Below are 25,630 nucleotides of genomic sequence, written 5' to 3'. Positions count from 1 at the left end.
GCCGAGGATCAGTCCTCGGCCGCCGCCAGTGCCAGTTCGCAGAACATCGCGTCCGCCCACGAGAACCACGGGCGCGAGAACCGCGTCGGGTCCTCGACGTCGAACGACTCGTGCATGTCGCCGGTCCCGCCGTCGGTCGCCACGAGCACGTCGAGCAGCTCCCGACGGCGCGCCGGCGACCCGGACACGAGGCCCTCGACCGCCAGGGCGATCGGCCACACCCGCTGCGGCAACGTGTGCGGGCTGCCGACCCCGGAGGCCGCGGTGCCGCTGAACCAGTACGGGTTCGCCGGTGACAGCACGAAGTCCCGCGTCGCCGCCCACACCGCGTCGTCGAGCACCGACGGCGCCGACAGGGGCAGCGACAGCAGCGACGGCGTGTTCGCGTCGTCCATGAGCAGCACGCCGCCCAGGCCGTCGACCTCGTAGGCGTAGACGTCCGCACCCGCCGGCCCGGCCACGATGCCGTGCTGCCGGACGCCGTCCAGGATGCTCGCGCGCAGCACGTCGGCGTCGTCCGCCAGCCCCGTGTCGGACCAGACCTCGCGGGCGATCGCAGCGACGGCGAGCAACGCCTCGGCGGCGAACAGGTTCGCGGGCACGTTGAAGCCGTACGTGCAGGCGTCGTCCGACGGGCGGAACCCGCACCACGTCATGCCCGTCACGGCGACCGGGGTACCGCGGCCGTCACGCGCCAGGGTCTCGGTCGGGATCGCCCCGTCGCGCACGAACCGGTACGCCGAGGCGTCGTGGTCCTGCTCGGCGCGCCACTGCGCCACGATCGTGCGGAACACCCGGTGCGCCCGCTCGTCGAGTACCGCCGTGGAGCCGGTCGCCCGCCACAGCGCGTGCGCGAACGTCACCGGGTAGGCCAGGCTGTCCACCTCGTACTTCTGCTCCCACACTAGCGGGTCGGCGTTCAGGTCGTCCGGGTCGTAGTGCGCGCCGTTCGGCTCGCGGTTGAACGAGTTCGCGTACGGGTCGTGCTCGATCAGCCGGAACTGCCGCCGCACGACCGCCCAGAGCAGGTCCGCGAGCGCCGGGTCGTCCGCCGCGAACCGCAGGTACGGCGTCATCTGCGTCGTCGAGTCGCGGAGCCACATCGCCGGGATGTCCCCCGTGATGACGAAGGCGCCGTCGTCGTCGAGCGAGATCGTGTCCCGCAGCGTCCGGACGAGCGCGCGTTCCACCCGGTCCCCGACCTCGGTGCCGACCGCGGCGCGGACCCGGTCGGCGGCCGCCACCAGCGTCGGCGTGATCTCCTCGAGCTGCGTCCGCGTCACGACACCCATCGCACTGACTCCTGTCCGTCGGTGACGCGGACGGTCCGCGTCGACCCGGGTGGATCGAGCACGTCGTCCGTCCAGCAGTCGAGTTCGAGCGGCCGCGCACCGAGCCGGAGACCAGCGTCCCACGTGCCGAGCGCATCGAGTCCGAGCGCGTACGCGGTGTCGACGGTCCCGCCAGCGGGCACGTCGACCGTCACCAGGGCGAGCAGTCGCCGTCGCCGCGGTCGGACACCGGGTTCCCGCCGCCGCCCCCACAGGGGCACCGACACCCGACGGGGCGCGTCCGACCTGTTGCGCACCGTCACCGGGACCGTCACCGTCCCGCCGGCCAGGAGGCGCACGGCAGTCACCGCGTCGCTCCCCTCCGCCAGACGGACGTCCACCCCGTCGCCCGGCCCGGGTGCACCGGTCACGGTCGAGCGGCTGGTCACGTCGACGTAGCCGCGTGCCGTCTCGAGCCGCTCGTCGTGCGCCACCGGCAGGACGCCGTCGGCGCCGGGCCAGGTCGCGGGGAGCCGCCCCTCGGCCGGGGCGCCGAACAGCACGTCCGCGACGGCACGACCGCCGGACGGCCCCGGGAACGGCACGACCAGCACGCCGTCCGCCAGCGCGAGCACCTCGGTCAGGACCCGCGGTCGACCGTCGACGACGACCGCGACGACCGGCAGACCGCTCTCGCGGGCGGCGCGGAGCACGTCGAGCTGCGCCTCGGGCACGGCGATCGAGGCCAGGTCGACCCCCTCGCCGTTCGTGGTGTCCGGTGCCGGACCGCTGACGGCACCGTTGTCCTCGAAGCCGTCGTCGTAGGCACGCCGGCTCGAGCCGCCGAGCACGACCACCGCCACGTCGGCGCCGCGGAGCGCGGTGCGGACCGCGAGGAGTCCATCGGGGCCCGGCAGGGGGTGTCGGAGCCCGCTGCCCCGGGCGGTGCGGATCCGGGCGGGGCCGAGCCGGGCCTCCAGGGCGGAGCGGACGGTGGCCGCGCCCGGGTCGACGGGCGGCCTCGGCGGTGCGTAGTCGCCGAGGAGCGCGTCGACGTCGTCGGCGTTCGGGCCGACCACGGCGACGACGGCGTCGGGCGCGATCGCGGGCAGCGCTCCGCCCAGGGCGACCACGGCGCGGCCGGCGGCACGCTCGGCGAGGGCGGTGGTCGTGCGCTCGAGTGCCTCGGCGGGCGGCACGGGTCCCGGTGTCGGGACGTGTGCCGGTGCCGGTTCCGGTGTGCCGAGCAGGCCGACGCGGCGCTTGAGGGCGAGCACGCGGTCGACCGCACGGTCGAGGTCCTCGGTGCTGACCGAGCCGCGGTCCAGCGCCGTGTCGAGGTGCGTGTACGCCTCGTCCCACAGGCTCAGGTCGACCCCGGCACGCAGGGCGAGCGCAGCCGCCGAGGCCGGGTCGGGGGTGACGTCGCGCAGCCGGTCGACGGCGGTCCCGTCGGCCATGACGAGCCCGTCCCAGCCCCACGCGTCGCGGATCGTGGTCGTGAGCAGGTCGCGGTTGCCGCAGCACGGCACCCCGTCGACGTCGTTGTAGGCCGCCATGAACCCGGCGACGTGTTCGCGTGCGGCGGCGAGCGCCGGCGGCAGGTGCACCTCGGCGAGTTCGCGACGACCGATCGGCGCGCCGGAGCCGTTGCGACCGCCGATGCCGGCGCCCTGCCCCGCCAGGTGCTTCGCGACGACCGCGACGTGTCGGTCGTCGATGGGGCCGGGGCCACCACCCTGCATGCCGCGCACGGTGGCGGCGACCATGATCGCGGCGAGCGCGGCGTCCTCCGACCAGCACTCCTCGCTCCGGCCCCACCGGGGGTCGCGCAGGACGTCGAGCCCGGAGACGAGGGCGACGTGGGTGCCGCGGGCCCGGACCTCGGCGGCGACCGCGGCGGCCAGCTCCTCGACGAGCTGCTCGTCCATGGCGGCGCCGAGGGCGAGGTTCACCGGCACCGTCGTGCCGCCGAGGGCCTGAAGCCCGTGCGGGACCTCCTCGACGAAGAGCGTGGGGACACCACCGTCGCTGTGCGCGACGACGTGGTCCTGCACGGCGGCGTAGGCCTCGGCGGAGCGTTCGGGCGGGATGCCGTTGCCCCAGTGCACGCCGGACCAGGGGTCGGCACGGAGCACGCCGTAGACCGCGCCGATGCCACCCCACCGGTCGACCTCGGCGCGCAGGACGTCGGTGATCCGCGGCCGGCCGTCGACCCAGCGGACGGCCTCCCAGCCCTTCAGACGCTGGTTGAGCTGGCCGATGCGGGCGCGGACGTCGAGGCTGGTCGCGGTCTGGTGTCCGGTCGGGTGCTCGGTCGGGTGCTCGGTCATCCCTTGATCGCTCCGGACACCAGGGCGCGCTGCATCTGGCGCTGCAGGATCGAGTAGACGAGGTACACCGGCAGCAGCGTGAACAGCGTGCCGGCCATGAGCATCCCGTAGTCGGTGCCGGCGTCGACCTTCAGCGTCGGGAGCGCCACCTGGATCGTCCGCTGCGCGGTGTCCGGCCCGATGAGCACCAGGGCGTACAGGTACTCGTTCCAGAACGACAGGAAGTTCAGCAGCAGCACGGTGGCGATGCCCGGGATGCAGATCGGCAGGTACACCTGGCGCATCACCTGCCACGCCGAGGCACCGTCCATCGACGCGGCCTCCTCCAGCTCGCGCGGGATCGTCCGCATGAACTGGGTCAGGATCACGACGGCCAGGGGCATCGCGGTCGCGGGCAACAGGAGCACGAGGAACGTCCGGGTGTGGAAGAGCCCCATGCCCGCGGCGAGGAGGAACGTCGGGAACAGCGCCGCGAACGACGGGATGAGGAACCCGAGCGAGAACAGCCCCTCGACGATCCGTCCCGCGCGACCGGTGGCCCGGGCGAGGGCGAACGACGCCGGCAGTGCGAGCACGAGCGTCAGCACCAGGGCCGCCACCGTCGTGATCGCCGAGTTCGCGATCGCCGGTCCGAGCGAGGCCTGGCGGATCGCCTCGGTGAAGTTCGACAGGTCCCACGACGCCGGCAGCGCCAGTGGGGACTCGAAGATCCCGTCGTTGTCCTTGAACGACGACACCACGAAGTAGTAGAAGGGCAGGATCAGCAGGGCGGCGTAGATCCACGCCACGGTGCCGCTCGTGATGGAGCCGATCCGGTCTCGCAGCCGGATGCCGGCGGTGGGCTTCGCCATGGTGGTCTCCCGGGGTCTGTCGGTCAGGGACGTCGAGGTCAGTGGGTCTTGCGCAGGACGCGGCGGATCACGAACATCCCCGCGAGTCCGAGCACGAACAGGACGACGCCGACCGCCTGGCTGTAGCCGAGGTCGGTGTCGACGAAGGCCTTCTGGTACACGAGGTACGACAGCGTCGTGGTCGCGGTGCCCGGGCCGCCCTGGGTCAGCAGGAGCACGTTCTGCGCCGAGCTGAAGAGCATCGACAGGAACTGCAGCATCGCGACGACCCCGATGAAGTCCCGCGCGATCGGCCAGTACACGCCCCACGCCAGCCGCCACGACCCCGCGCCGTCCATGCGGGCGGCCTGCACGACCTCGGTGTCGACGCCGTCGAGCCGGCTCGCGATGAGCACCGCCGAGTAGCCGATGCCGGCCCACAGGTCGACGACGATGAGCGCTCCGAGGGCGGTCGCGGGGTCGGCCAGCCAGGCCTTGCCGCCGATGCCGAGGGTCGCGAGCACACCGTTGACCAGGCCGTCGGGGTTCAGCATCGCGTAGAACATCATCGCCGTGGCCGGTGCCGAGATGAGTGCCGGGATGAAGAGCAGGTAGCGCAGCACCTTGTGACCGCGGGGCTTCTGCACGACGTGGAAGGCGAGCAGGAACGCCAGCACGATCATGATCGGCAGGCCGACGACGATCTGGACCGTGCTGTTCCGGACCGCGGCCCAGAAGGTCTCGTCGGAGAAGAGCACCCGGAAGTTGTCGAGCCCCGCGAAGGTCGGCGAGACGAGCATGCCGGGCCAGCTCAGGAAGGCGATCACGATCATGGCCACGACGGGCCCGATCATGAACAGGCCGTACCAGACGAGCGCCGGGATCGCGAAGGTCGGGAAGCTGCCGCGACCGGTGCCGACGGCGCGGGATCCGCGGCGGACGGGCCCGGGCGGGTTCGACGCCGACCGGACGGGTGGTTCCTCGACGAGCACTGCCATGGGGAGCTCCTTCTCGCAGGGTCGGGTGGGTCAGGCGGCCGTGTAGGCGCGCTCGAAGAGGTCGATGATGCGCTCGGCCGAGGTGCCCGAGCCGTAGGCCAGGCTGGTCGCGCGGATCATCGGCTCGTAGGCCGAGTCGGGCACGAGCAGATCGGGCAGCATCACCGGGGTGACCTGGTCGTCGGTGAGCTTCGACGCCTGGGCGACGAGCGGGAAGTCGCGGCTGACGGTGTCGGTGATCCGGCTCATGTCCCGGCCGGAGTCGAGGATGAACTCGCTCGTCACCGCCGACGAGTACAGGTACTGCACGAACGGCTTGACGAGGTCGAGCTTCGCCCGGCCGTTCTCGCTGATCCAGATGCCGTGGCCGTTGTAGCTCTTGATGACGCTCGGGTGCGCGATGGCGGCGTCCTTCGACGGCACCGGCCACCCGCCGACGGTGACCTCCTTCGCGCGCTCCTTCGACACCAGCGCGAGGGCGGAGGACATCGCGGGGACGATGGCGGCCCTGCGGGTGGTGAACTGCGTCAGTTCGGAGTCCGAGGTGAAGCCCTGCACCGAGTCGACGAAGACCCCGGCGTCGCGGAGCTCGACGAAGTGCTCGACGCCGCGGACGGCACCGGCGCTCTCCGAGATCCTGCCCGTGGAGAAGACCTCCGCCGCTTCGTCCTGCGACACGAATCCCTGGATGACCTGCATGAGGAGCTTCTGTCCGCTCCAGTCCGACCCGCCGACGGTGACCGGCCCGATGCCCGCGGAGCGCAGGCGGTCGGCGGCGGCGATGAGCGCGTCCGAGGTCGTCGGGATCTCGCTCACGCCGGCTTCCTCGAGCAGTGCCGTGTTGTACGACACCGGCCAGTTCGTCCGGGTGAACGGGAACGCCCGGAGTCGCCCCTGGTCGTCGGTCCACTCCTCGAGCGCCTCGGGGATGATCTTGTCGCGCAGGTCCCACTCGTCGAGGTACCGGGAGACGTCGATCGTGGCGTCCTCGCCCGTCCAGGACAACGTGCGCCCGACCATGTTCACGATCGCGACGTCCGCCTCCTTGCCGGCGAGCGAGCTCGTCTCGAAGACGATCGGCAGGTCGGACCCGTTCGACAGCAGGGCGACCTTGCGGTCCGTGCGACGACGGTAGGCGGCGACGACGTCCGTGAACGTCTGCGCGCCGGCGACCGCGCCGCTGAGCTGGGTGTGCACGCTCAGCGTGCCCGGGCCGCTCGAGGCCGGGGTGAGCGCGCTGCACCCGGCCAGGATCGGCGCGAGGATGCCGGCGCCGAGCCCGGCTCCGATGAGGGTGCGCCTACTGATGCCGTCCGTCACGGTGCCTCCCTGGCAGTGGATGGTGGAGCGGTCGCGATGCGTTTTGGTACAGCGGTGTACTTCAGGTGACGAGCAACGTATACCGCTTTACACGAGGTGGTCAAGCCTCTACGCTCGACGGCATGAGCGACACCACCGCCGGAGCCGTCGACCGCCGCCGCGTGACCATCGCGCAGGTCGCCAAGCGCGCCGGCGTCTCGACCTCGGCGGTCTCGCACGTGTTCAACGGCCGACCGAACGTCTCCGCCGCCACCGCGGCCCGCATCCGCAAGGCCGCCGACGACCTGAACTGGCGGCCGAACCTGGCGAGCCGCAAGCTCTCCGGCAACGCGGGGCACAGCCTCGGGCTGGTCCTCGCCCGCTCGCGCGACACCTTCCAGCGCGACCCGTTCACGATGCGGCTGATCGCCGGCCTGACCGAGCCCCTCGCCGCGATCGGGTGGTCACTGTCCGTCACCCTCGTGCAGGCCGACGACGAAGCCGCCGTCTACCGCCAGTGGTGGACCGAGCAGCGGGTCGACGGCTTCCTGCTCGTCGACGTCCGTACCGACGACCCCCGCATCCCGATGCTGCAGCACCTGGCGGCCCCGGCCGTCATGCTCGGCGCGCCGATCCCCGGCAGCACCGTCCCGGCGGTCACCGTGGGCGACGCCGACGCGACCGAGTCCCTGCTCGACCACCTCGGTTCGCTCGGGCACCGTCGGATCGCCCGCGTCGGGGACGGCCCGGCGCTCGCCCACACCGGCGCCCGCGATGCCCGCTTCACCGCCGCGGCCGCGCGTCGGGGCGTGGACGCGCTCGTGCTCGGGTGGCGCGCCGACGCCGAGGACCCGGTGGCGGACCTGCTCGCCCGCCTCGACCGCGCCACCGCGATCGTCCTGGACGGCGAGGCGATCGCGGCAGAGGTGATCGCACACGCCCCCGAGCTCGGCGTCCGCGTGCCCGAGGACCTGTCCGTCGTCGCATGGGAGGACTCGTGGGTCTCGTCGATCGTGCGTCCGTCACTGACCGCCCTCGACGCCCCCGTCGAGGAGTCCGCCCGCACCGCGGTGGCCCTGGTCGAACGCCTCGTCCGTGGCGACGAGGTCGACGATGCCGAGGTCGGCGGGCGCGCCCTGCACGTCCGCGGCTCGACCGGCCCCGCGCCCGCCACCGCCGCCACCGCTCCCTGACCGAAGGAGACCGATGACCACCGCCACGCGCTTCGGCGTGAACTACGTGCCCTCGACCGACTGGATGTTCCAGTGGCAGTCGGTGGAGGAGTCCGCGATCCGCCGTGACCTCGAGGCGATCGCCGCCCTCGGCCTCGACCACGTCCGGCTGTTCCCGCTGTGGCCGACGCTGCAGCCGAACCGCACGCTCATCCGACGACGGGCCCTCGACGACGTGGCACTGGTGGTCGACATCGCCGCCGAGTTCGGGCTGGACGCCAGCGTCGACGTCGTCCAGGGGCACATGTCCGGGTTCGACTTCATCCCGGCGTGGCTCGTGAACTGGCACGACGGCAACATGTTCACCGACCAGCCGGCGATCGACGCGCAGGCCGCCCTGGTCGCCGCCGTGTACGACGCCGTGCGCGACCGCCCGAACTTCACCGGCCTGACCCTGGGCAACGAGCTCAACCAGTTCCAGCCGCCGAACCCCGCCGCGATGCCGGCCGACACCGCGCAGGTGACGCACTGGCTCGAGTCCCTGCTCGGAGCGCCCCGCGACAAGGACCCGCGGCACGTCGTCACGCACTCCGAGAACGACCACCTCTGGTACCGCGACGGCCACCCGTTCGTGCCGGCGCACGCCAGCCGACTCGGTGACGTCACGACGGTGCACTCCTGGATCTTCAACGGCGTGGCCGGTCGGTACGGCGCACTCTCCGACGAGTCCGTGCGGCACGCCGAGTGGATGATCGAACTGGCACGCGCCTTCGCCACCGACCTCGACCGACCGGTCTGGCTGCAGGAGGTCGGGGCCCCCGACCGGCACCTCGCCGAGTCCGAGATGCCGGAGTTCCTCGAGCGCACCGTCGCCGCGGCCCTGACCACCGAGCGCCTGCACGCGGTCACGTGGTGGTGCTCACACGACGTCTCCCGCGACCTCGGCGACTTCAAGGACCTGGAGTACTCGCTCGGCCTGCTCGACGTCGACAACCGCGTGAAGCCGCTCGGTCGTCGCTACGCCGAGGTCGTCGCCGATGCCCGGCGCTCCGCTCCGGCCCCGACCCCGCGGACGAGTGCCGTCGTGGTCGACGTCGACGAGGCCGACCTGCCGCTCCGTCGGACGGACCTGGCGCCGGGCGGCCCGGTGTTCGAGCACTGGCACCGACTGCGCGCCGCCGGCGAGGCCGTGACCGTCGTGACGAGCCGGACCGCAGCCGAGCCCGCGGCGCTGGCGGCACGGGGTGTGACCCGGGTCGTGGAGACCGCAGCGGTCTGACGGGGCCGAGCCGGGCCTCCCGGCCCTGACCGCGTTCGTCACCGAGCCCGCGATCCCGGCGTACCGTGACTGCCGATCCACACAGGAAGCCGCTCCTGAGCGACCGACCACTTGCGGCAGATGTAACTTTGCAGGCAGCGCAAAAATCGTTTCGCCAGCGCATCGGTACCGGGAGACCCTGCTCATGACCCAGACGGCGACCGCACCCGCGGCCCCCACCACGGCGTCCAACGTCGTGATGAACCACCGACAGATCCTGTTGGTGATCTACGGCCTGATGGCCGGCATGTTCCTCGGAGCCCTCGACCAGACGATCGTCGGCACCGCGATCCGCACCATCGGTGACGACCTGCACGGCCTCGACCAGCAGGCCTGGGTCACCACCGGGTACCTGATCGCCTCGACCGTGACGACGCCGATCTACGGCAAGCTCTCCGACATCTTCGGTCGGCGGCCGCTGTTCATCACGGCGATCGGCATCTTCATCCTCGGCTCGTTCGCGGCGTCGTTCTCGACCTCGATGCTCATGCTCGCCGGGTTCCGCGCGCTGCAGGGGCTCGGCGCCGGTGGTCTGATGTCCCTGCCGCTGGCGATCATGGGCGACATGCTCGCGCCCCGCGAGCGGGCGAAGTACCAGGGCTACTTCCTGGCCGTCTTCGGCATCTCGTCGGTGATCGGCCCGCTCGTCGGTGGTGTCTTCGCCGGCGCGAGCGAGCTGCTGTTCATCTCCGGTTGGCGCTGGGTGTTCCTGATCAACGTGCCGATCGGCGTCATCGCACTGTTCATGGTGCTGACGTTCCTGCACCTCCCCAAGTTCGGCGACCGCGGCAAGCCCCGCATCGACTGGTGGGGCGCCACGCTCGTCATCGTCACCCTCGTACCGCTGCTGCTCATCGCCGAGCAGGGCCGCGAGTGGGGATGGAGCTCCCCCGGCGCCTTCGCCTGCTACGGCATCGGCGCTGCCGGGCTGATCGCGTTCATCATCGTCGAACGGGCGATGGGCAGCGAAGCGATCCTCCCGATGAAGCTGTTCGGTTCGCGGGTGTTCTCGATGTCCGCGATCCTCTCGGTGCTCGTCGGCTTCGGGATGTTCGGCGCGATGCTGACGATCCCGCTGTACCTGCAGATCGTGAAGGGCGTCACCCCGACCGAGTCCGGGTTCGCGATGCTCCCGATGGTGCTCGGCCTGATGATCTCGTCGATCGCCTCGGGTCAGATCATCTCGCGGACCGGCAACTACCAGGTCTTCCCGATCACCGGCACGGCCTTCACCGCGCTCGGCTTCACGGTCCTGACCTTCCTGACCGCCGACCGTCCCCTCTGGTTCCTGATGCTCGGCATGTTCGGCATCGGCCTCGGGCTCGGGCAGCTCATGCAGACGCTGACCCTGGCGGCGCAGAACTCGGTGTCCCCGCGGGACATCGGCGTCGCGACCAGCGCCGCGACGTTCTTCCGGCAGATCGGCGGCACCATGGGCACCGCCGTGCTGCTGTCGGTCCTGTTCACCCTGATGCCGACGAACATCACCGCGGCGATGCAGAACGAGACCGACCTGAAGAGCGCGTTGAACGCCGCGCTCACGCCGTCGGTGGCGAACGCGTCCGAGAACAAGGGCGTGATGGACCAGATCTGGACGAAGATCGTCGATCCCGTGCAGAAGAACGTGCAGGACGGCCTGAACAAGGGCGCCGTGCAGGCGAAGGAAGCCGCCGACGCCGCCGTCACGAAGCAGGTCACGGCCGCCGTGCAGCAGCAGGTCGCAGCGGGCAAGCTCCCCGCCGCCGCAGCCGACACCGTCATCGCCCAGCAGGTCGACGACGCCGAGCCGGCCGCCGAGCAGCAGGCCCTCGAGACGGCTGCGGCCAAGGCGAACGCGACCGTCGTCGACGGCACGCTGCAGGTGGACTACTCGGACGAGGCGCAACGCGAGAACGTCGTCGACGAGGTCGCCCCGACGCTCATCAAGCAGCTCAAAAGCGGTGACTCGAGTGCGAGCTCGTCCGGTTCCGCGGCGACGAGCGACACCTCGTTCCTGAACGGCGCGGACAAGCGGCTCACCCGTCCGTTCCTGGTCGGGTTCAGCGACTCGGCCGTCCGCGTGTACTACGTCGGGCTCGCGGTGATCCTGCTCGCGTTCGTGCTGACCTGGTTCTTCCGGGTCCCGCCGCTGCGCAAGACGTCGGCACTGCAGGAGCAGGCGGACGCCGCACGGACCGCTGACGCCGACGCTGCGGCAGCCGGTGCCGGTGCCGGTGCCGGATCGGGTTCGGCCGCGGTCGGCTCGTCGGACTCGGTGCCGACCTCGCCCGACGTGCCCGCCCAGCCCCGGTCGGCTCGCGCTGCCGGTTCGTCCGACGTGTCGGTGCTGCCCGACGATGTGCTGCCGAACGACGTCGCCACGGATGACACCCGCGCTCCGCTGCCCGACGCCACGACGCACGGCGCGCACTCGGCGGCTGCGCCGGTCGACGAGCCCCCGACGACGACCGGTGCGATCCGGACCAGGGCCGCCCACGCGGCAGTGGACCCGGACGCCGACGCGGAGCACCCGCACGGGCGGCACTCGGCGGAGTAGTGCGCGGGCGGGCTGGTCTGCCCGCACGCCTGCCGGCGCTCGTGATGCGCGCCCGTTCCGACGTTCCACGCGTCGTACGACCCTTGGAACGTCGTGAACGGAGCGGACGCTAGGAGCGCTCTCGCTCGCGCATCTCGACGTAGTCACCGGCAGCGCACGCCGAGGTACCGCTGACCGTGTCGCCCCCGCCGAGGTCGGAGGACTGGAAACCGATGTTGGCCACGCCGTCCCCCTTGCCGTCGACACCGCTGTAGGACCCGTCGGCATCGGAGAACCGCTTCGTGTCGAGTCCGCGCTCGCCCCACAGCTTCTCGACCGTTCGGATCCCCTGGTCGACGTCGCCACGGTCGGCACGGGACTTGATGTACGTGTAGTTCACGCCCTCGCCGACGCCGCGCTCGTCCTCGCACGTGCCGAGCCGCGGCCCTTCCTCGACCTGCCACGTCCCGCCGAGCGCGTCGGTCGTGTCGTCGACGAGCTGCTGGATGCTGCGCTTCGCATCCGCCGGCTCCTGGGTCGGTTGGTTCTGCATCTGTCCTCCAGAACAGCCGGCGGTTGCGCCGACGATCGCGATCGTGGTCACGGTGACTGCGATCCACTGCTTCAGAGCGGTCATCGGTGTCGGTTCTCCGTCCGGTCGTCGGGTGTCCAGCATGTCACCCTGCCGGTGTCACTCGGTCGCCGTGCCCGGTCGTCGTCTTCGCCACGTTCCGCAGCGACTCGGTTCCCGGGTCGAGGTAGCCGTTGCCGCTCTCCGTGTGCACGCCGTGGTCCTTCACCGGCTCGAAGCCGTCGGTGCCGTCCGCGCCGAAGGTCTCCGCGCCGAAGCTGGAACTCGTCGGGTCGAGTCGGTAGGGCACGCTGAAGCCCCTGCCGATGTACGCGTACTGGTCGCCCAGCCCGGGGATGCCGACCATCGTGTCCTGCGCCTGTCCCGCGTAGACGTGGTCGGCCTGGATGTCCTCCGCCGTCGGGATGGTCTGCGGGATGCCGGCGGAAGCGATCGACGTGAACGAGTCGACGTGGACGCCAGGTGCCGTGAGCCCGATCGACGCCGTCGTGGTGCCGTACGAGTGCGCCAGGACGTTGGTCCGGGGCATGTCGCCCGCACGAGCGGCGTCGAGCCCACGGATCGATGCCGCGAGGTTCGCCCCGCCGCTCTCGGCCGCGTCCTCGTTGAAGACGCCGAGGTCGGGCGGTGCTGGCGGTGCGTCGTAGCCCATCCAGGCGATCACCGCGCGGTTTCCCGGGCCGTCCACCTTGAACTGCTCGTCCGCGACGTTCTGTGCGGCCTGGACCCACCCCGTCATCGTCTTGGTACTGGATGCCATCCCGGGAACGGCCCAGGTGACGTTGGTCGCGGTGTCCAGGTCGCCGATCGAGACGGCGGCCAGGGGCGGGACGTCTCCCGTCAGGGAGATGAGGAACCGGTTCTCCCCCAAGCTGGCCCGGATGCTCTTCAGCGCTTCGCGCTCGTCGGGATCGAGGTTCTTCCGTGCGAGTCGGTCGTCGAGGACCTCGTGGTTCGCGGTGTCCCGCGCCCAGTACGGGATCCCCTCGAGGTTCCCGAGCATGGCGAGCACCTCGAGCGGCAACGCCTGGAGGTCCGCCTCGTCCCCCTTCGTCAGGCCGAGACCCGCCCAGGTCGCCGCGACCTCGGCCGGCGTGGCCCCTGGTGTGAGCAGGGTCCGGAACGACGGGGGGATCGTCGCGGCCGCGGCGAAGTCGAGGACGGTGTTCGAGAGACCGTTGCTCCCGCCGGCGCGTTCGAACGCGGACGCGATCCGTTCGATCCAATCGGCATCGGAAGCGTTCTCCTGCAGGTACCGGTCGAACCCCGTGAGGAGCGTCGAACTGGACACCTCCGCCCAGGAACAGTCGGTCGTGAAGCCGGACCACGCCGTCCGCAGCTGCTCCGCACGCTCCGAGAACCCGCGATCCGAGGCGCGCGCCGACGCCACGAAGGTCCGGAGCCGCTCCGGGTCCGCCGAACTCCGGCCCATGCTCGACCCGCCGGCAGTTCGCGGGCGGTCCGACGCGGAGAACGACGCCGAGATCGGTGTGGGTCGGATCGGGACGTCCGAGGGCTTCGGGTCGAACATCGGTGTGGGTTTGACCTCGAAGATCCCCAGCGGTTCGTCGTCGGCCTGCTGTCGCGCGGTCTCGCGTCCCTGCCAGGCGTCGACGTTCGCCAGCCGTTCGCGCTCTCGCTGGGCCTCACCGATGACGACCTGCACCGCGTCGGCGAGTCGACCGAGCGCCCCGGCGAGGCGGACACGGTCTCCGGCTTCGGCCACCGCGGCTTCGGCGAAGCGGTCCGCGTAGGCGCCGGAGAAGTCGGCTGCGGCGTCCTCGGCGGCTGATCGACGGGCGGACGCCGCGAACAGCAACGTGATGTCCGCTGCCGTCGCCGCCGTGATCAGGCTGTTCGCCGCGCCTTCGTCGAACGGTATGGTCCCCAACATCGCCCCCGTGATGCTCGCGTCCGTCCGTCGACGGCCGAGGCTCCCCACCATACCCATCGACGACGAGGGGCGGACGTTCCGGTTCCGGAACCCGTCGTCGGCGTCAGACCGCCGCGACCTCGAACGACGCCCCCGGCAAGCGCTTCCGCATCACGTCGATCGCCGCCGGGTTGTCGTCCACCAGCACGTACCGCCGCCCGAGCGCCGACGCCACCGCGCCGGTCGTCCCGCTGCCGGCGAAGAAGTCGAGCACCCAGTCCCCCTCGCGCGACGACGCCTGCACGATCCGCCGCAGCACGCCCTCGGGCTTCTGCGTCGGGTAGCCCGTCTTCTCCTTGCCGGTCGGCGACACGATCGTGTGCCACCAGACGTCGGTGGGGAGCTTGCCGCGCTCCCGCTTCTCGGGCGTGACGAGCCCGGGTGCCATGTAGGGCTCGCGGTCGACCGCCGACGAGTCGAACCAGTACTGCGACGGGTCCTTCACGTAGACCAGGATCGTGTCGTGCTTGGTCGGCCACCGCGACTTGGACTTGGCGCCGTAGTCGTAGGCCCAGACGATCTCGTTGAGGAACGACTCGCGGCCGAACAGCGCGTCGAGCAGGACCTTCGCGTAGTGCGACTCGCGGTAGTCGAGGTGCAGGTACAGGGTGCCGTCGGTGGTGAGGAGTCGCCAGGCCTCGAGCAGCCGTGGCTCGAGGAACGTCCAGTAGTCCTCGAACCGGTCGTCGAACCGCATCAGGTCGCCGCGGACCCGCTCGTAGGTCCGTCCGTGGAACCCCATCACCGGCCCGTCGGCGCTCGGCACCGCGGACGAAGCATGCCGCCGCTGGTACCGCCCCGTGTTGAACGGCGGGTCGAGGTACACGACGGTGAACGACCCGTCGGCGAGCGCCGGGGTCACGTCGAGGGCGTCGCCGAGGACGACGCGGTCCGGGCCTCGGTCGTCTCCCGTGTGCACGGGACCATTGTGGCGCAGCCAGCGGCGACTCGGGCTCGCGGCGTAGCCTCGGCGCATGGCAGCACCCGAGGTCCGCAACGACACCGACAAGCAGCAGTACTCCCTGGTCGAGGACGGCGAGGTCATCGGCCTCGCCGCGTACGAGATCGACGGCGACGAGATCCGCTTCGTGCACACCGAGGTCGATCCCGAGCACCGTGGTGGCGGGCACGCGTCGATCCTCGTGCGGCACGCGCTCGACGACGTGCGCGCGAGCTCGTCACGACGGGTCGTCGCGCAGTGCAGCTACGTGCACGCGTGGATCGAGCGGCACCCGGACTACCAGGAGCTCACCACCCGCTGACGCGCACGGCGAGCGATCGTCGACCGGTCAGTACGACCGGTCGTGCGTCCCGACGCGGGCTTCGTGCCGGCCGGCGCTCCGCACCGTCGGCACCTTGATGAGCACACTGCCGCTGAGCAGGTCGTGGTCGTCGTCCGCCGGTGACGGTGCCTCCTTCGGGAGGCGCGACTGCCGTTCGTACTCGGCTTGCGTCTCGTGGCGGGTCGGCGCGAACACCTCGTCCAGCATCCCGCCGATGCCTCCGGATCCGCCGCTGCGCGTGGACTTGTTCGACAGGTCGATCCACCCCACGCGATCGGCGATCCACACCACGACGGCCACGGCGGCCACCGCCCCCAGGAAGATCAACCAGTTCACGCGAGCGACGCTACGTGGACGATCCGGCCACGACATCAGCCGCGCGGGGGATTCTCATGATCCGCACGTGTGGTTCATGGAGTCGGTCGTCACACTGGTCGAGCGGCGGCCGGAGCGTCCCCCCTCTGCTCCGGCCGCCCACCACGAGCTCGCTCAGGGCACCCGCTCGAGCCACTCCTTCGTCGCGAACTTCGTCCGCACCAGCTCCTGCGCCTTCTCGCGCTCGGCTTCGGTCACCGCGCCGGGAGTCGCCCCGTACAGCTTCGTGAACGTGCCGACCAGCCGGTCGATGATCTCGGCGCGGGACAGCCCGGTCTGCGAGCGCAGCGGGTCCACCCGCTTCGCGGCCGACGTCGTCCCCTTGTCGCTCATCTTCTCGCGCCCGATCCGCAGGACCTGGACCATCTTCTCGCCGTCCATGTCGTAGCTCATGGTGGCGTGGTGGAGCAGGGATCCGGTGCCGAGTCGCTTCTGCGCGGCGCCGCCGATCTTGCCCTTGGCCGAGGTGATGTCGTTGAGCGGCTGGTAGTACGCGTCGATGCCGAGGGACTTCAGCGCCTCGATCACCCACTCGTCCAGGTAGGCGTAGGAGTCCGCGAACGTCATGCCCTGTACCAGGTCGGCGGGGACGTAGAGCGAGTACGAGATGATCGCGCCGGCGTCCATGAACATCGCGCCACCGCCGGAGATCCGCCGGACGACCTCGACGCCGTACTTCTCGGCACCGGCCGGGTCGACCTCGTTCTTCAGCGACTGGAACGACCCGATGACGACCGCGGGCTGGTCCCACTCCCAGATGCGCAGGGTCGGACCGCGGCGTCCGGCGCCGACCTCTTCGGTCAGCACCTGGTCGAGCGCGAGGTGCTCGTTCGGGCTGATCGGGCCCTCGTGGATGATCTGCCAGTCGTAGTCCTGCCACGACGACGCACGGGACAGCGCGCGACGGACGGCGACCCCGACGGACTCGGGGGTGAAGCCGAGCAGCACCGCGTCGGCGGGGAGCGCGGCACGGACGGCCGCGGCGATGCCGGCGGCGTCGGTCGTCGCGGGCAGCCCGTTGACCGCCGTGTCGATGAGCGGCAGCGCGTCGTCCGGCTCGAGGAAGAAGTCGCCGGCGAGCCGGAACTCCCGGATGTTCCCGTCGACGACCTCGAGGTCGACGACGACGAGCTTTCCACCTGGGACCTTGTACTCACCGTGCACGCGTCGAGCCTACGCCCGCGCGGGCAGGTCCTTCTCGAGGTACTCGGACGCCTCACGGACCGTCACCCGCTGGTCGTCGTCGTCGACGTACGTGTACTCGTACTCCTCGATCTCGCCAGTGGGGGCGTACCCCTGCCGTTGGTAGAGCCGCCGTGCGTCGGGGTTGTCGAGCGCGACTCCGATCCGCAGCACGCCCCGGTCGGTGGCCAGCGCCTCGGCCGCCGCGATGAGGCGGGTCCCGACGCCCTGACCTCTCCGGTCCGCGTCGACGCGGAGGTTCCGGAGCTCGGGCCGGGCATCAGCGGTCACCTCGCCCGAGCCGACTGGCACCCCGTCGATCCACGCGACCAGGACGGTCTGCTCGCCGCGCGTCTGGGCCGCGAACGCGGGGCGCACGTACTGCCTGCCCGCGGGCTCGCGCCGCTCGACTGCCTCGACCGACGCCAGGTCGAGGACCGCGACGGTCACCTCGTCCACGTCACTCCGGTCGTCATCAGCACCGCCGCCCGCCCACACCGCGTTCCGTCCGCTCGCCGGCCGTCGCCTCAACGACGCGCCGTCACCCGGTCCAGCCATGCGACCAGGTCCCCCACGACCTCGTCGCGGTTCGTCTCGTTGTAGACCTCGTGCCGCGCGCCCTCGTACACCTGCACCGTGACGTCGGACAGCCGGCCGCGACGCCGGTAGGCCTGCGCCAGCCGCTCGACCGATCGCGGCCCGCCGAGGGCGTCGTCGGACCCGACCTGCAGCAGCATGGGCAGGTCGTGCGGGATCCCCCGACGCGGCACCCCGAGCAGCCGGAGGGTGTCGGACAGGCCGAACAGCCCGATGACGTCGGCCTCGACGGCGAGCGGGTCCACCGACATCGCATCGATGATCTTCCGGTCGCGGGTGAGCCACTCGTACTTGGTCGGCCCGGAGCCCGCGTGCCGCGCGTTGAGGTCGCCGCTGTTCATCCACCCGGGCAGCCGGTACGCGGTGGCGGAGAGCACGACGCCGTCGTACGACTCCGATGCGGTGTTCACGATCCGCTGCGCCATGAGGGAGCCCCACGAGTGCCCGAGCAGCACCAGCGGGACGCCGGGGGTGTCGGCACGGGCGACCTCCCCCATCTGCTCGACGGCAGCGATCGCGGCGCGCAGTCCGCCGGGTCCGAGCCGTCCGAGCTTGGCGTGGTCGCCGTCCCACTGGCCGAGGCCGGTGCGCCCGTGCCCGCGGTGGTCGTTCGCGTGCACGGTGTACCCGGCGCGGACGAGGTCCTGTGCCAACGGCTCGTACCGCAGCCCGTGCTCGCCGACGCCGTGCGCGATCTGCACGATGCCCTTGGGGCGCGCCGCTCGCCAGGTCGAGTAGACGATCTCGACGCCGTGGGCGTCGGTGAACGAGGCGTCGCCTCGCGCTGCGGAGAAGGTGGGCACGTGAATATCCTCGCAGACAGGCACCCCCACGGACCTGTTCATCCGGCGTTCACGCAGGGGCTTCGGGGCGGGCCTACCGTCCCCGGCATGGACGTCCTCGTCATCGTCGTGCTCGTGATCGTGGTGGCCCTCGTGTTCGACTTCACGAACGGGTTCCACGACACCGCCAACGCCATGGCCACGTCGGTCGCCACGGGGGCGCTCAAGCCCCGGACCGCCGTGCTCATCTCCGCCGTCCTCAACGTGGTCGGCGCGTTCCTCTCCACCGAGGTCGCCAAGACCGTCTCGCAGGGCATCATCCGCGAGGGCCAGGACGGCGTCCACATCTCCCCCACGATGATCTTCGCCGGGCTGGTGGGCGCGGTCCTCTGGAACCTCGCCACCTGGTACCTCGGGCTGCCGTCGTCGTCGACGCACGCGCTGTTCGGCGGGCTGATCGGCGCATCGATCATCGGCGCCGGGTTGAACTCGGTCGACTGGGCGACGGTGGTGTCGAAGGTCGTGCTGCCGGCACTGGTCTCCCCTGTGATAGCCGGGGTGATCGCGCTGGTGGCGACGTACCTGGCGTACACGCTCACCAAGAACGCGACGACGCACGGTGCGGCGACCGGGTTCCGGCACGGGCAGACCGTCTCGGCGTCGCTGGTGTCGCTGGCGCACGGCACGAACGATGCGCAGAAGACCATGGGCGTCATCACGCTCACGCTCATCGCCGCGAACTACCAGGACGGTGGCACCGGCCCGGCGCTCTGGGTGATCCTGGCATGCGGACTCGCGATCGGCCTCGGCACCTACATGGGTGGCTGGCGCATCATGCAGACGGTCGGCAAGAAGATCTCCGACGTGCAGTCGCCGCAGGGCTTCGCCGCCGAGACGAGCTCGGCGGCGACGATCCTCATCTCGTCGCACCTCGGTTTCGCGCTGTCGACGACGCACGTGACGAGCGGCTCGGTGATCGGGTCGGGGCTCGGCAAGAAGCTCGCCGACGTGCACTGGTCGGTCGTCGGCCGCATCGTCGTCGCGTGGGTGATCACGCTGCCGGCGGCCGCGGTGGTCGGCGGGTTGGCGACCTGGCTCGCCTCGACCTCGGTGATCGGCCTCGTGCTGGTGGCGGTGCTCGCCCTGGCCGGCGGGCTGACCTTCTACGTCCTCGCCAAGCGCAAGCCGATCTCGCACGACGACGTCGCCGCCGGATCGACCGAACCCACCGACCAGGCCGAGCCGCAGCCGGCCAGCGCGCAGAACTGAGGGGAACGACCATGGAGATCGACTTCGCCAGCATCGGCACGGTCGCGGGCGTCGGGTTCGTCGCCGCGGTGGGCATCGTGCTGGTCTACACGCTCGGCCTGCGGCTGCTCGGCACGGGGCAGCCCCTCGACACCGGCGGCGAGCGCACGCAGTACGCCGAGGAGACCCCGCGCTCCGGGCACACGCCGCCGGCAGCACTGGCGGGTGCCGTGCTGTGCTTCGCGGTCTGCGTCGCCGCCGTGCTCGCCGGCATCTGGCTCACGATCCCCCAGTTCCACTAGCGCGTTCCTTCCCATCGCGCCCGCGGTGGGAAACGGAAACGGGCGTACCTGGTCGAAACTTCCGACCAGGTACGCCCGGAACGACCAGGTACGCCCGGAACGACCACGCCGACCGACGTCAGTGCGCGGAGTAGCCGCCGTCCACCAGGTGGTAGCTGCCCGTGATGAACGAGGCCTTGTCGCTCAGCAGGAACAGCACGAGCGCGGCGACCTCCTTGTCGGTGCCGAGGCGCTTCGTGGCGTGCTCCTCTTCCAGCGCCGAGATGGCCTCGGGCGTCATGGCGTTGCGGAGCAGCGGGGTGTCGATGAAGCCCGGGCCGACGGCGTTGGTGCGGACGCCCTGCGCCGAGTACTCGAGCGCGGCGACCTTGGTCAGGCCGGCCAGGGCGTGCTTCGACGCGACGTACGCGGCGTTCTGCGCGATGCCGACCGTGCCGAGCACCGACGCCATGTTCACGATCGAGCCACCGCCGGCGGCGACCATCGCGGGCAGCTCGTAGCGGAGGCCGTAGAAGACACCGTCGAGGTCGACCGCACGGACGCGGTCCCAGGCGGCGATGTCGTACTCGCCGATCTTCTGCGGGGCGGCGCCGATGCCGGCGTTGTTCACGGCGAGGTGCAGCGCGCCGTACGTGTCGACGGCGTACTGGACCATGCGCTCGTTGTCGGCAGCGACGGCGGAGTTGGCCTCGAACGCGCTGGCGGTCCCGCCGGCCTCCGTGATCTCGGACGCGACCCGCTGGGCAGCGTCGAGTTTGATGTCGGTGACGACGACCGTGGCACCCGCCGCGGCGAGCTCCTTCGCGACGGACTCGCCGATGCCGCTGCCACCACCGGTGACGATGGCGACCTTGCCCTCGAACTCGGACATGATTCCTTCTCTCTGAACAACACCTGTTGTCCAGAACCACGGTACACCCGCAAACCAGTTCGTTCACTGAACTAATGAGCTAGGCTAACGACCCGTGACCGACGCCACCGACCTCCGCATCGCCGTGAACCGGCTGTCCCGGACGCTCCGCGCGCAGAAGGCCGACACAACCGTCACCGACGCCCAGTTCGCCGCCCTCGCGCGCCTGCACCGGGACGGCGCGATGACCCTGGCCGACCTGAGCCGCCAGGACGGCGTCACCCCGCCCTCGATGACGAAGACCATCGCGGTCCTGGTCGAGCGCGGCCTCGTCTCGAAGGGCGGCCACGACGACGACCGCCGCAAGGTCGTCCTCTGCGCCACCCCCGCCGGAGCCGCGTTCGTCGAGGAGACCCGTCGGCGCCGGGACGGCTGGCTCACCCCGCGACTGGCCGCACTCACCCCCGTCGAGCGCGCCACCCTCGCCGACGCCACCGAGATCATGAGGAGGCTGGCCCAGCAGTGACCGCCATGTTCCGCTCCCTCGCCGGACGCAACTACCGCATCTGGTTCGCCGGTGCCCTGGTGTCGAACGTCGGCACCTGGATGCAGCGCACCGCCCAGGACTGGATCGTCCTGACCCAGCTCTCCGACAACGACGCCGTCGCGGTGGGCATCACGATGGCGTTGCAGTTCGGCCCGCAGTTGCTGCTCCTCCCCCTGACCGGCCTCGCCGCCGACCGCTTCGACCGCCGCAAGATGCTCATGCTCACGCAGGCGCTGATGGGCCTGTTGGGGCTCGGACTCGGTGTCATGGTCCTCACGCACACCGCGACGCTGCTCGCGTTGTACGGCTTCGCGCTCGCGCTCGGCATCGTCGCCGCGTTCGACACCCCGATCCGGCAGGCGTTCGTCTCCGACGTCGTGCAGGGCGAGAACGTCGCGAACGCCGTCGCGCTCAACTCCGCCTCGTTCAACGCCGCGCGCCTGATCGGTCCCGCGGTCGCCGGTGTGCTCATCGCCGCCATCGGGTCGGGGTGGGTGTTCGTCATCAACGCCGGATCGTTCCTGGCGGTCCTCATCGCCCTGCGGTTCGTCGACCCCGCACAGCTCGCCGAGCGCGTGCACGCCGGCCGCGGCAAGGGGCAGATCGTCGCCGGCTTCCGGTACGTGCGGACCCGGCCGGACATCATCGTCGTGCTCTGCATGATCTTCGTGGTCGGCACGTTCGGCGTGAACTTCCCGATCTTCACCTCGACGATGGCCCGCGTCGAGTTCCACCAGGGCGCGGGCGAGTTCGGCCTGCTCAACTCGGTGATGGCGATCGGGTCGGTGTTCGGCGCCCTGATGTCCGCGCGCCGTGACCGACCGCGGATGCGCACCCTGGTCCTCGCCGCCGGCGGCTTCGGCCTCGCCTGCACCGCCGCCGCCCTCGCACCCACGTACTGGACCTTCGCGTTCGTCCTGGTCTTCGTCGGACTCGCGGCACTGACCTTCATGACCACCGCGAACGCCCTGGTCCAGACCACCACGACACCCGCGATGCGCGGCCGCGTGATGGCGCTCTACATGGCGATCTTCGCCGGCGGCACCCCCATCGGCGCGCCGATCGTCGGCGCCATCGCCGATGCGTGGGGTCCTCGCTGGGCCATCGCGGTCGGCGCAGCGTCCGGCTTCGTCGCACTCGCCATCGCGATCGTCTGGCTCGTCCGATTCCAGCGCCTGCGACTCCGGTACGACGCGGACACCCGCCTGCACCTCGCGGTCACGCACGCGATCCCGGTGGTGGGCACGCGCGCCTCGCGCGCGGCGCTCCGCCAGGAGCTCGAGCGCGAAGAAGCGGTCGCGGACCGCTCCAGCGCCGTCTGACGCGTCCACTTCGCGAAAGCGACAGATCTCCGCGACGCGACGGCATCCAGTCCGCGAAAGCGACAGATCTCCGCGAACTGTTCGCGGGTTCCTGACGCTTTCGCGTGGTGGACGGGAGGCACGGGTCGACACCGCCACGGGCCTCCCGTCAGTCGCCGGTACCGCCCATGGCCGCGATCAGTGCGCGGGTTGGGTCGCCGCGAAGACGCGCTCGTCGAGCGCCGCCGCGACGCGGTCCGCGGCAGCCGCGAGTCGGTGGCCGGCGTCGCCCACGACGCCGAGGACCGAGTCCGCGGGGACGGCCTCGAGCCGGTCGCGCGCGGCGGAGAAGGCCGCGACCTCGTCGGCCACGCAGGACGGTGCCACGTCGGCCAGGCACTCGGCGGCCCGCCGGACCGTGAAGCGGAGCGACCGCGGACTGTGCTCGTCGAGCAGCAGGAACGCCGCGGCGTCGTCCGGTACCGGGTGGTGGTCACGGCCACGCAGGAAGGCCTCGCCCGCGCCGCACGCCCGGAGCGCCGCCGTCCACGAGGTGACCGAGTCCGGTTCGAGCAGCCCTGACGCGAGCAGCCTGGCGGTCGAGGCGACCCGGGTCAGGGAGCGGCCGAGGGTGAAGAACTCCCAGACTTCGTCGCGACTGGCGTCCCCCTCGACCACGCCGATGGCGAGGGCGCTGCGTTCTCGTGCCCAGCCGAGGAACTCGTGCGCCCGGCCCGGAGCGATCTTGCGCGGCATGCGCGAACGGGTCACGTCGAGGCAGTCCCAGAGCTCGCTCGAGACGACCTCGCGAGCCCGACGGGCGTGGTCACGCGCGACGGCGACCGCGGCGGCGATGGACGCCGGCTCGTGCCGGTCCAGCGCGAGTGCGTCGATCGTCGCGGACCGGTCGGTGTCGTTCGCCGGCCCGGCGGTGCCCACGACCGCGCGGAGCTCGGCGGCGACGGCCCGGTCGTCCTCGACGGTGCCGGGTTCGCGGCGGGCGACGTAGACGTCGAGCAGGCGGGCGACCACGTCGGTGCGCTCGACCGCGCTCCCCACGTGGAAGACGTTCCCCGCGAGTCGGCTCAGCACGGCTGCTCCTGCATCCCCAGAACCTAACGAGCGGGCGTTGCGGGAGTGTTTCGGAACCGCGTCACGGGTGTTGCGGTGTCCGATGTCCGCGCCCGCACCGGGGTCTCGGCTGCGATCAGGGGCTCTCGCTAGACAATCTAACTAGAGCGTCTAGCATTGCAGGATGACGTCCGAGGTCCTGACCAGCACTGCGGGGTTCTGGTACGAGGACGCCCCGGTCACCGCCGTCGACGTCCTGAACGCCCTGCGCCGGTACCGCACCGCCGAGAGCGCCGCGCAGCGTCGTGCCCGCGAGGCCCTGGGCATCGGCGAGAACGCACTGCTCGCGCTGCGGGTCCTCATCGACGCCGAGCAGGACGGCCGGACCGTCAACGCCAAGGACCTGGCCGAACGGCTCGAGATCACGGCGGCATCGACCTCGGCACTCGTCGACCGACTCGTCCGGAGCGGCCACGTCGAGCGACACCAGGACCCGATCGACCGCCGCGGCGTGATCCTCACCGCGACGGGGACCTCGATGCGCCACGCCCTGCGGGTCATCGAGGAGCTCGACGCCCGTGCGCTCGAGGTGACCGAGCACCTGCCGACCGACGAGATGGCGGTGGTGGTGGACTTCCTCGACGAGATGGTCCGCGTGGTCGACGACGTCGACATCGACGCCGGGGGCCGCACGGCTCGTCGCGCGTAGCCTGCTGCCCATGGACCCTCGCGGCACGCACGACCCCGAGGACGACATGCCGTTCGCCGAACTCGACTCCCGGGCCCGCGCCGACGCCGCACTCCGGCGCATCCAGAGCGGGGCCGATCCGACGCGTGAGGCCTTCGACCTGGCGAACACCATGAACGACGAGGCCGTCGGCCGGCTCACGAAGCGGCTCCGCCGGCTCTTCCGCCGCGACTGACGCCGCGTCAGAAGGCGGTGCCGACCGCCGCGATGTCGTCGCCGCCGTGGCCGGCCGCACTGGCGTCGGCGTAGACGCGCCCCAGGGCGTCGAGGAGCGTCGTGGACACCCCGTTCGCCCGCGCGGCATCGGCGATGAGCCCGATGTCCTTCCGCAGACCGTCGAGTGCGAACTGCGCCGGGAACTCCCCCGCGATGATCGACGCACCCTTGGTGTGCGCGTAGGCCGAGTCGCTCGCGCTGCCGTCGATCGCGTCGAGGAACAGCTGCGGGTCGAGCCCGAGCGCCGCTGCGAGGGCGAGCGACTGCCCCGTGGCCGCGGTGATGGACGCGATCCAGGCGTTGGCCGCGAGCTTGAGCGCGGTCCCGTCGCCGACCCGCTCGCCGGCGCGGACGGTCTTCGCACCCATCGCGTCGAGCACGGGGACGACGCGGTCGACGTCGGCAGCGGGGCCCGCCGCCAGCATGGTGAGCTTCCCCTGCTCCGCCGGTGCCTTGGTGCCGAGCATCATCGCCTCGACCAGGGTGATGCCGTACTTCGCTGCCAGCTGCACGACGGTCTCGGTGCCGTCGACACCGATCGTGGACGCCTGCACCCACACGGCGTCGGTCGGCGCGTCACCGGCAGCCTGTTCGAGCACGTCGACCACGGCGTCGGTGTCGAAGAGCGTCAAGAGGACGACCTCGGCGTGCTCGACGGCGGCGCTCGGATCCGTGGCGACCGTCGCACCACGTTCACCGAGGGGAGCGGCCTTGTCGGCACTCCGGTTCCAGACCGTGACCTGGTGACCCTCGCGCAGCAGCGACCCCGCCACGCCGGCACCCATCGCCCCGGTCCCCAACACCGTCACTCGCACGTGCGTCTCCGTCCTGCCGCGGCGCGCTGCCCCGGCCGTCTCGACGGTACGC

At 71.3% G+C, this 25,630-nt stretch carries 25 protein-coding genes; 10 read left to right on the top strand and 15 right to left on the bottom strand.

The window, feature by feature from the left end; all coding sequences use genetic code 11:
• Positions 1–8 precede the first annotated feature (8 nt).
• Genes ACGH48_RS03425 through ACGH48_RS03405 form a run of 5 tightly spaced genes read right to left on the bottom strand, consistent with a single transcriptional unit; the run spans position 9 to position 6,752 of the window.
• Positions 9–1,292, bottom strand: a complete 1,284-nt coding sequence (locus ACGH48_RS03425; protein WP_396290199.1) for a glycoside hydrolase family 125 protein — start codon at positions 1,290–1,292, stop codon at positions 9–11.
• On the bottom strand, positions 1,280–3,604 hold the full coding sequence (locus ACGH48_RS03420) for a glycoside hydrolase family 3 protein (protein ID WP_396290197.1): 2,325 nt from the start codon (positions 3,602–3,604) through the stop codon (positions 1,280–1,282). Before ACGH48_RS03420 ends, ACGH48_RS03425 begins: the two co-directional genes overlap by 13 nt.
• The gene (locus ACGH48_RS03415) at positions 3,601–4,455 is read right to left on the bottom strand and encodes a carbohydrate ABC transporter permease (protein ID WP_123293697.1); all 855 of its coding nucleotides are present in this window, start codon (positions 4,453–4,455) and stop codon (positions 3,601–3,603) included. The genes ACGH48_RS03420 and ACGH48_RS03415 overlap by 4 nt, the downstream gene beginning before the upstream one ends.
• A gap of 38 nt (positions 4,456–4,493) precedes the next feature.
• On the bottom strand, positions 4,494–5,432 hold the full coding sequence (locus ACGH48_RS03410) for a sugar ABC transporter permease (protein ID WP_340197877.1): 939 nt from the start codon (positions 5,430–5,432) through the stop codon (positions 4,494–4,496).
• A gap of 30 nt (positions 5,433–5,462) precedes the next feature.
• Entirely contained in the window at positions 5,463–6,752 is a 1,290-nt protein-coding gene (locus tag ACGH48_RS03405) for an ABC transporter substrate-binding protein (RefSeq protein WP_396290196.1), read from the bottom strand.
• Positions 6,753–6,874: 122 nt separating this feature from the next.
• Between ACGH48_RS03405 and ACGH48_RS03400 the strand changes: the two genes are divergently transcribed.
• From ACGH48_RS03400 to ACGH48_RS03390, 3 genes are all read left to right on the top strand, one after another.
• Positions 6,875–7,924, top strand: a complete 1,050-nt coding sequence (locus tag ACGH48_RS03400; protein WP_396290195.1) for a LacI family DNA-binding transcriptional regulator — start codon at positions 6,875–6,877, stop codon at positions 7,922–7,924.
• 13 nt (positions 7,925–7,937) lie between these two features.
• Entirely contained in the window at positions 7,938–9,182 is a 1,245-nt protein-coding gene (locus tag ACGH48_RS03395; RefSeq protein WP_396290193.1) for a glycosyl hydrolase, read from the top strand.
• 145 nt (positions 9,183–9,327) lie between these two features.
• On the top strand, positions 9,328–11,757 hold the full coding sequence (locus ACGH48_RS03390) for an MDR family MFS transporter (RefSeq protein ID WP_396291156.1): 2,430 nt from the start codon (positions 9,328–9,330) through the stop codon (positions 11,755–11,757).
• Positions 11,758–11,866: 109 nt separating this feature from the next.
• Here the strand turns inward: ACGH48_RS03390 and ACGH48_RS03385 are convergent, their stop codons facing one another.
• The 3 genes from ACGH48_RS03385 to ACGH48_RS03375 form a co-directional block, all read right to left on the bottom strand.
• A complete protein-coding gene (locus ACGH48_RS03385) occupies positions 11,867–12,373 on the bottom strand; it encodes a hypothetical protein (RefSeq protein ID WP_396290192.1) in 507 nt (168 codons plus the stop codon).
• 40 nt (positions 12,374–12,413) lie between these two features.
• Entirely contained in the window at positions 12,414–14,222 is a 1,809-nt protein-coding gene (locus ACGH48_RS03380) for an alpha/beta hydrolase (protein WP_396290191.1), read from the bottom strand.
• 103 nt (positions 14,223–14,325) lie between these two features.
• Positions 14,326–15,180: a DNA-methyltransferase gene (locus tag ACGH48_RS03375; protein ID WP_396290190.1), complete on the bottom strand. Its 855-nt coding sequence runs from the start codon at positions 15,178–15,180 to the stop codon at positions 14,326–14,328.
• A 55-nt stretch (positions 15,181–15,235) separates the two neighbouring features.
• Here ACGH48_RS03375 and ACGH48_RS03370 point away from each other — a divergent pair, with 55 nt between their 5' ends.
• Entirely contained in the window at positions 15,236–15,523 is a 288-nt protein-coding gene (locus ACGH48_RS03370) for a GNAT family N-acetyltransferase (RefSeq protein ID WP_396290189.1), read from the top strand.
• Positions 15,524–15,550: 27 nt separating this feature from the next.
• Here ACGH48_RS03370 and ACGH48_RS03365 read toward each other — a convergent pair whose 3' ends face one another.
• The 4 genes from ACGH48_RS03365 to ACGH48_RS03350 all read right to left on the bottom strand — a co-directional run bounded on the left by ACGH48_RS03365 (position 15,551) and on the right by ACGH48_RS03350 (position 18,501).
• Positions 15,551–15,880, bottom strand: coding sequence for a hypothetical protein (locus tag ACGH48_RS03365; RefSeq protein WP_123340175.1), 330 nt, complete (start codon positions 15,878–15,880; stop codon positions 15,551–15,553).
• A gap of 153 nt (positions 15,881–16,033) precedes the next feature.
• Positions 16,034–17,083, bottom strand: a complete 1,050-nt coding sequence (locus ACGH48_RS03360; protein ID WP_396290188.1) for a biotin/lipoate A/B protein ligase family protein — start codon at positions 17,081–17,083, stop codon at positions 16,034–16,036.
• Between the two features lie 9 nt (positions 17,084–17,092).
• On the bottom strand, positions 17,093–17,560 hold the full coding sequence (locus ACGH48_RS03355) for a GNAT family N-acetyltransferase (protein WP_396290187.1): 468 nt from the start codon (positions 17,558–17,560) through the stop codon (positions 17,093–17,095).
• Positions 17,561–17,628: 68 nt separating this feature from the next.
• The gene (locus ACGH48_RS03350; RefSeq protein WP_396290186.1) at positions 17,629–18,501 is read right to left on the bottom strand and encodes an alpha/beta hydrolase; all 873 of its coding nucleotides are present in this window, start codon (positions 18,499–18,501) and stop codon (positions 17,629–17,631) included.
• 87 nt (positions 18,502–18,588) lie between these two features.
• Here ACGH48_RS03350 and ACGH48_RS03345 point away from each other — a divergent pair, with 87 nt between their 5' ends.
• Together ACGH48_RS03345 and ACGH48_RS03340 are read left to right on the top strand one after the other, a co-directional pair.
• Positions 18,589–19,749 (top strand): anion permease, encoded by a 1,161-nt coding sequence (locus ACGH48_RS03345; protein WP_396290185.1) that lies wholly within the window; start codon positions 18,589–18,591, stop codon positions 19,747–19,749.
• Between the two features lie 11 nt (positions 19,750–19,760).
• On the top strand, positions 19,761–20,030 hold the full coding sequence (locus ACGH48_RS03340) for a hypothetical protein (protein WP_123310197.1): 270 nt from the start codon (positions 19,761–19,763) through the stop codon (positions 20,028–20,030).
• Between the two features lie 118 nt (positions 20,031–20,148).
• Here the strand turns inward: ACGH48_RS03340 and ACGH48_RS03335 are convergent, their stop codons facing one another.
• Entirely contained in the window at positions 20,149–20,901 is a 753-nt protein-coding gene (locus ACGH48_RS03335) for an SDR family NAD(P)-dependent oxidoreductase (protein WP_123310199.1), read from the bottom strand.
• A 94-nt stretch (positions 20,902–20,995) separates the two neighbouring features.
• On the opposite strand from ACGH48_RS03335, the gene ACGH48_RS03330 reads away from it, so the two are divergent.
• Both ACGH48_RS03330 and ACGH48_RS03325 read left to right on the top strand, forming a co-directional pair.
• Positions 20,996–21,406 (top strand): MarR family winged helix-turn-helix transcriptional regulator, encoded by a 411-nt coding sequence (locus ACGH48_RS03330; RefSeq protein WP_111085532.1) that lies wholly within the window; start codon positions 20,996–20,998, stop codon positions 21,404–21,406.
• On the top strand, positions 21,403–22,749 hold the full coding sequence (locus ACGH48_RS03325) for an MFS transporter (protein ID WP_396290183.1): 1,347 nt from the start codon (positions 21,403–21,405) through the stop codon (positions 22,747–22,749). Before ACGH48_RS03330 ends, ACGH48_RS03325 begins: the two co-directional genes overlap by 4 nt.
• Before the next feature lie 177 nt (positions 22,750–22,926).
• On the opposite strand, the gene ACGH48_RS03320 is transcribed toward ACGH48_RS03325, so the two are convergent.
• Complete coding sequence (locus ACGH48_RS03320) at positions 22,927–23,820, bottom strand: alpha-E domain-containing protein (RefSeq protein ID WP_396290182.1); 894 nt, start codon at positions 23,818–23,820, stop codon at positions 22,927–22,929.
• 163 nt (positions 23,821–23,983) lie between these two features.
• On the opposite strand from ACGH48_RS03320, the gene ACGH48_RS03315 reads away from it, so the two are divergent.
• Together ACGH48_RS03315 and ACGH48_RS03310 are read left to right on the top strand one after the other, a co-directional pair.
• Positions 23,984–24,508, top strand: a complete 525-nt coding sequence (locus tag ACGH48_RS03315) for a MarR family winged helix-turn-helix transcriptional regulator (RefSeq protein WP_396290181.1) — start codon at positions 23,984–23,986, stop codon at positions 24,506–24,508.
• Positions 24,509–24,518: 10 nt separating this feature from the next.
• A complete protein-coding gene (locus ACGH48_RS03310) occupies positions 24,519–24,722 on the top strand; it encodes a hypothetical protein (protein ID WP_123310207.1) in 204 nt (67 codons plus the stop codon).
• A gap of 7 nt (positions 24,723–24,729) precedes the next feature.
• On the opposite strand, the gene ACGH48_RS03305 is transcribed toward ACGH48_RS03310, so the two are convergent.
• Positions 24,730–25,572: an NAD(P)-dependent oxidoreductase gene (locus ACGH48_RS03305; protein ID WP_396290180.1), complete on the bottom strand. Its 843-nt coding sequence runs from the start codon at positions 25,570–25,572 to the stop codon at positions 24,730–24,732.
• Positions 25,573–25,630 lie beyond the last annotated feature (58 nt).

This window comes from Curtobacterium pomorum, from assembly GCF_044497295.1.
Classification (GTDB): domain Bacteria; phylum Actinomycetota; class Actinomycetes; order Actinomycetales; family Microbacteriaceae; genus Curtobacterium.
Note: the sequence above shows the minus strand (reverse complement) of the source record. Positions and strands in the feature narration are given on the sequence as shown.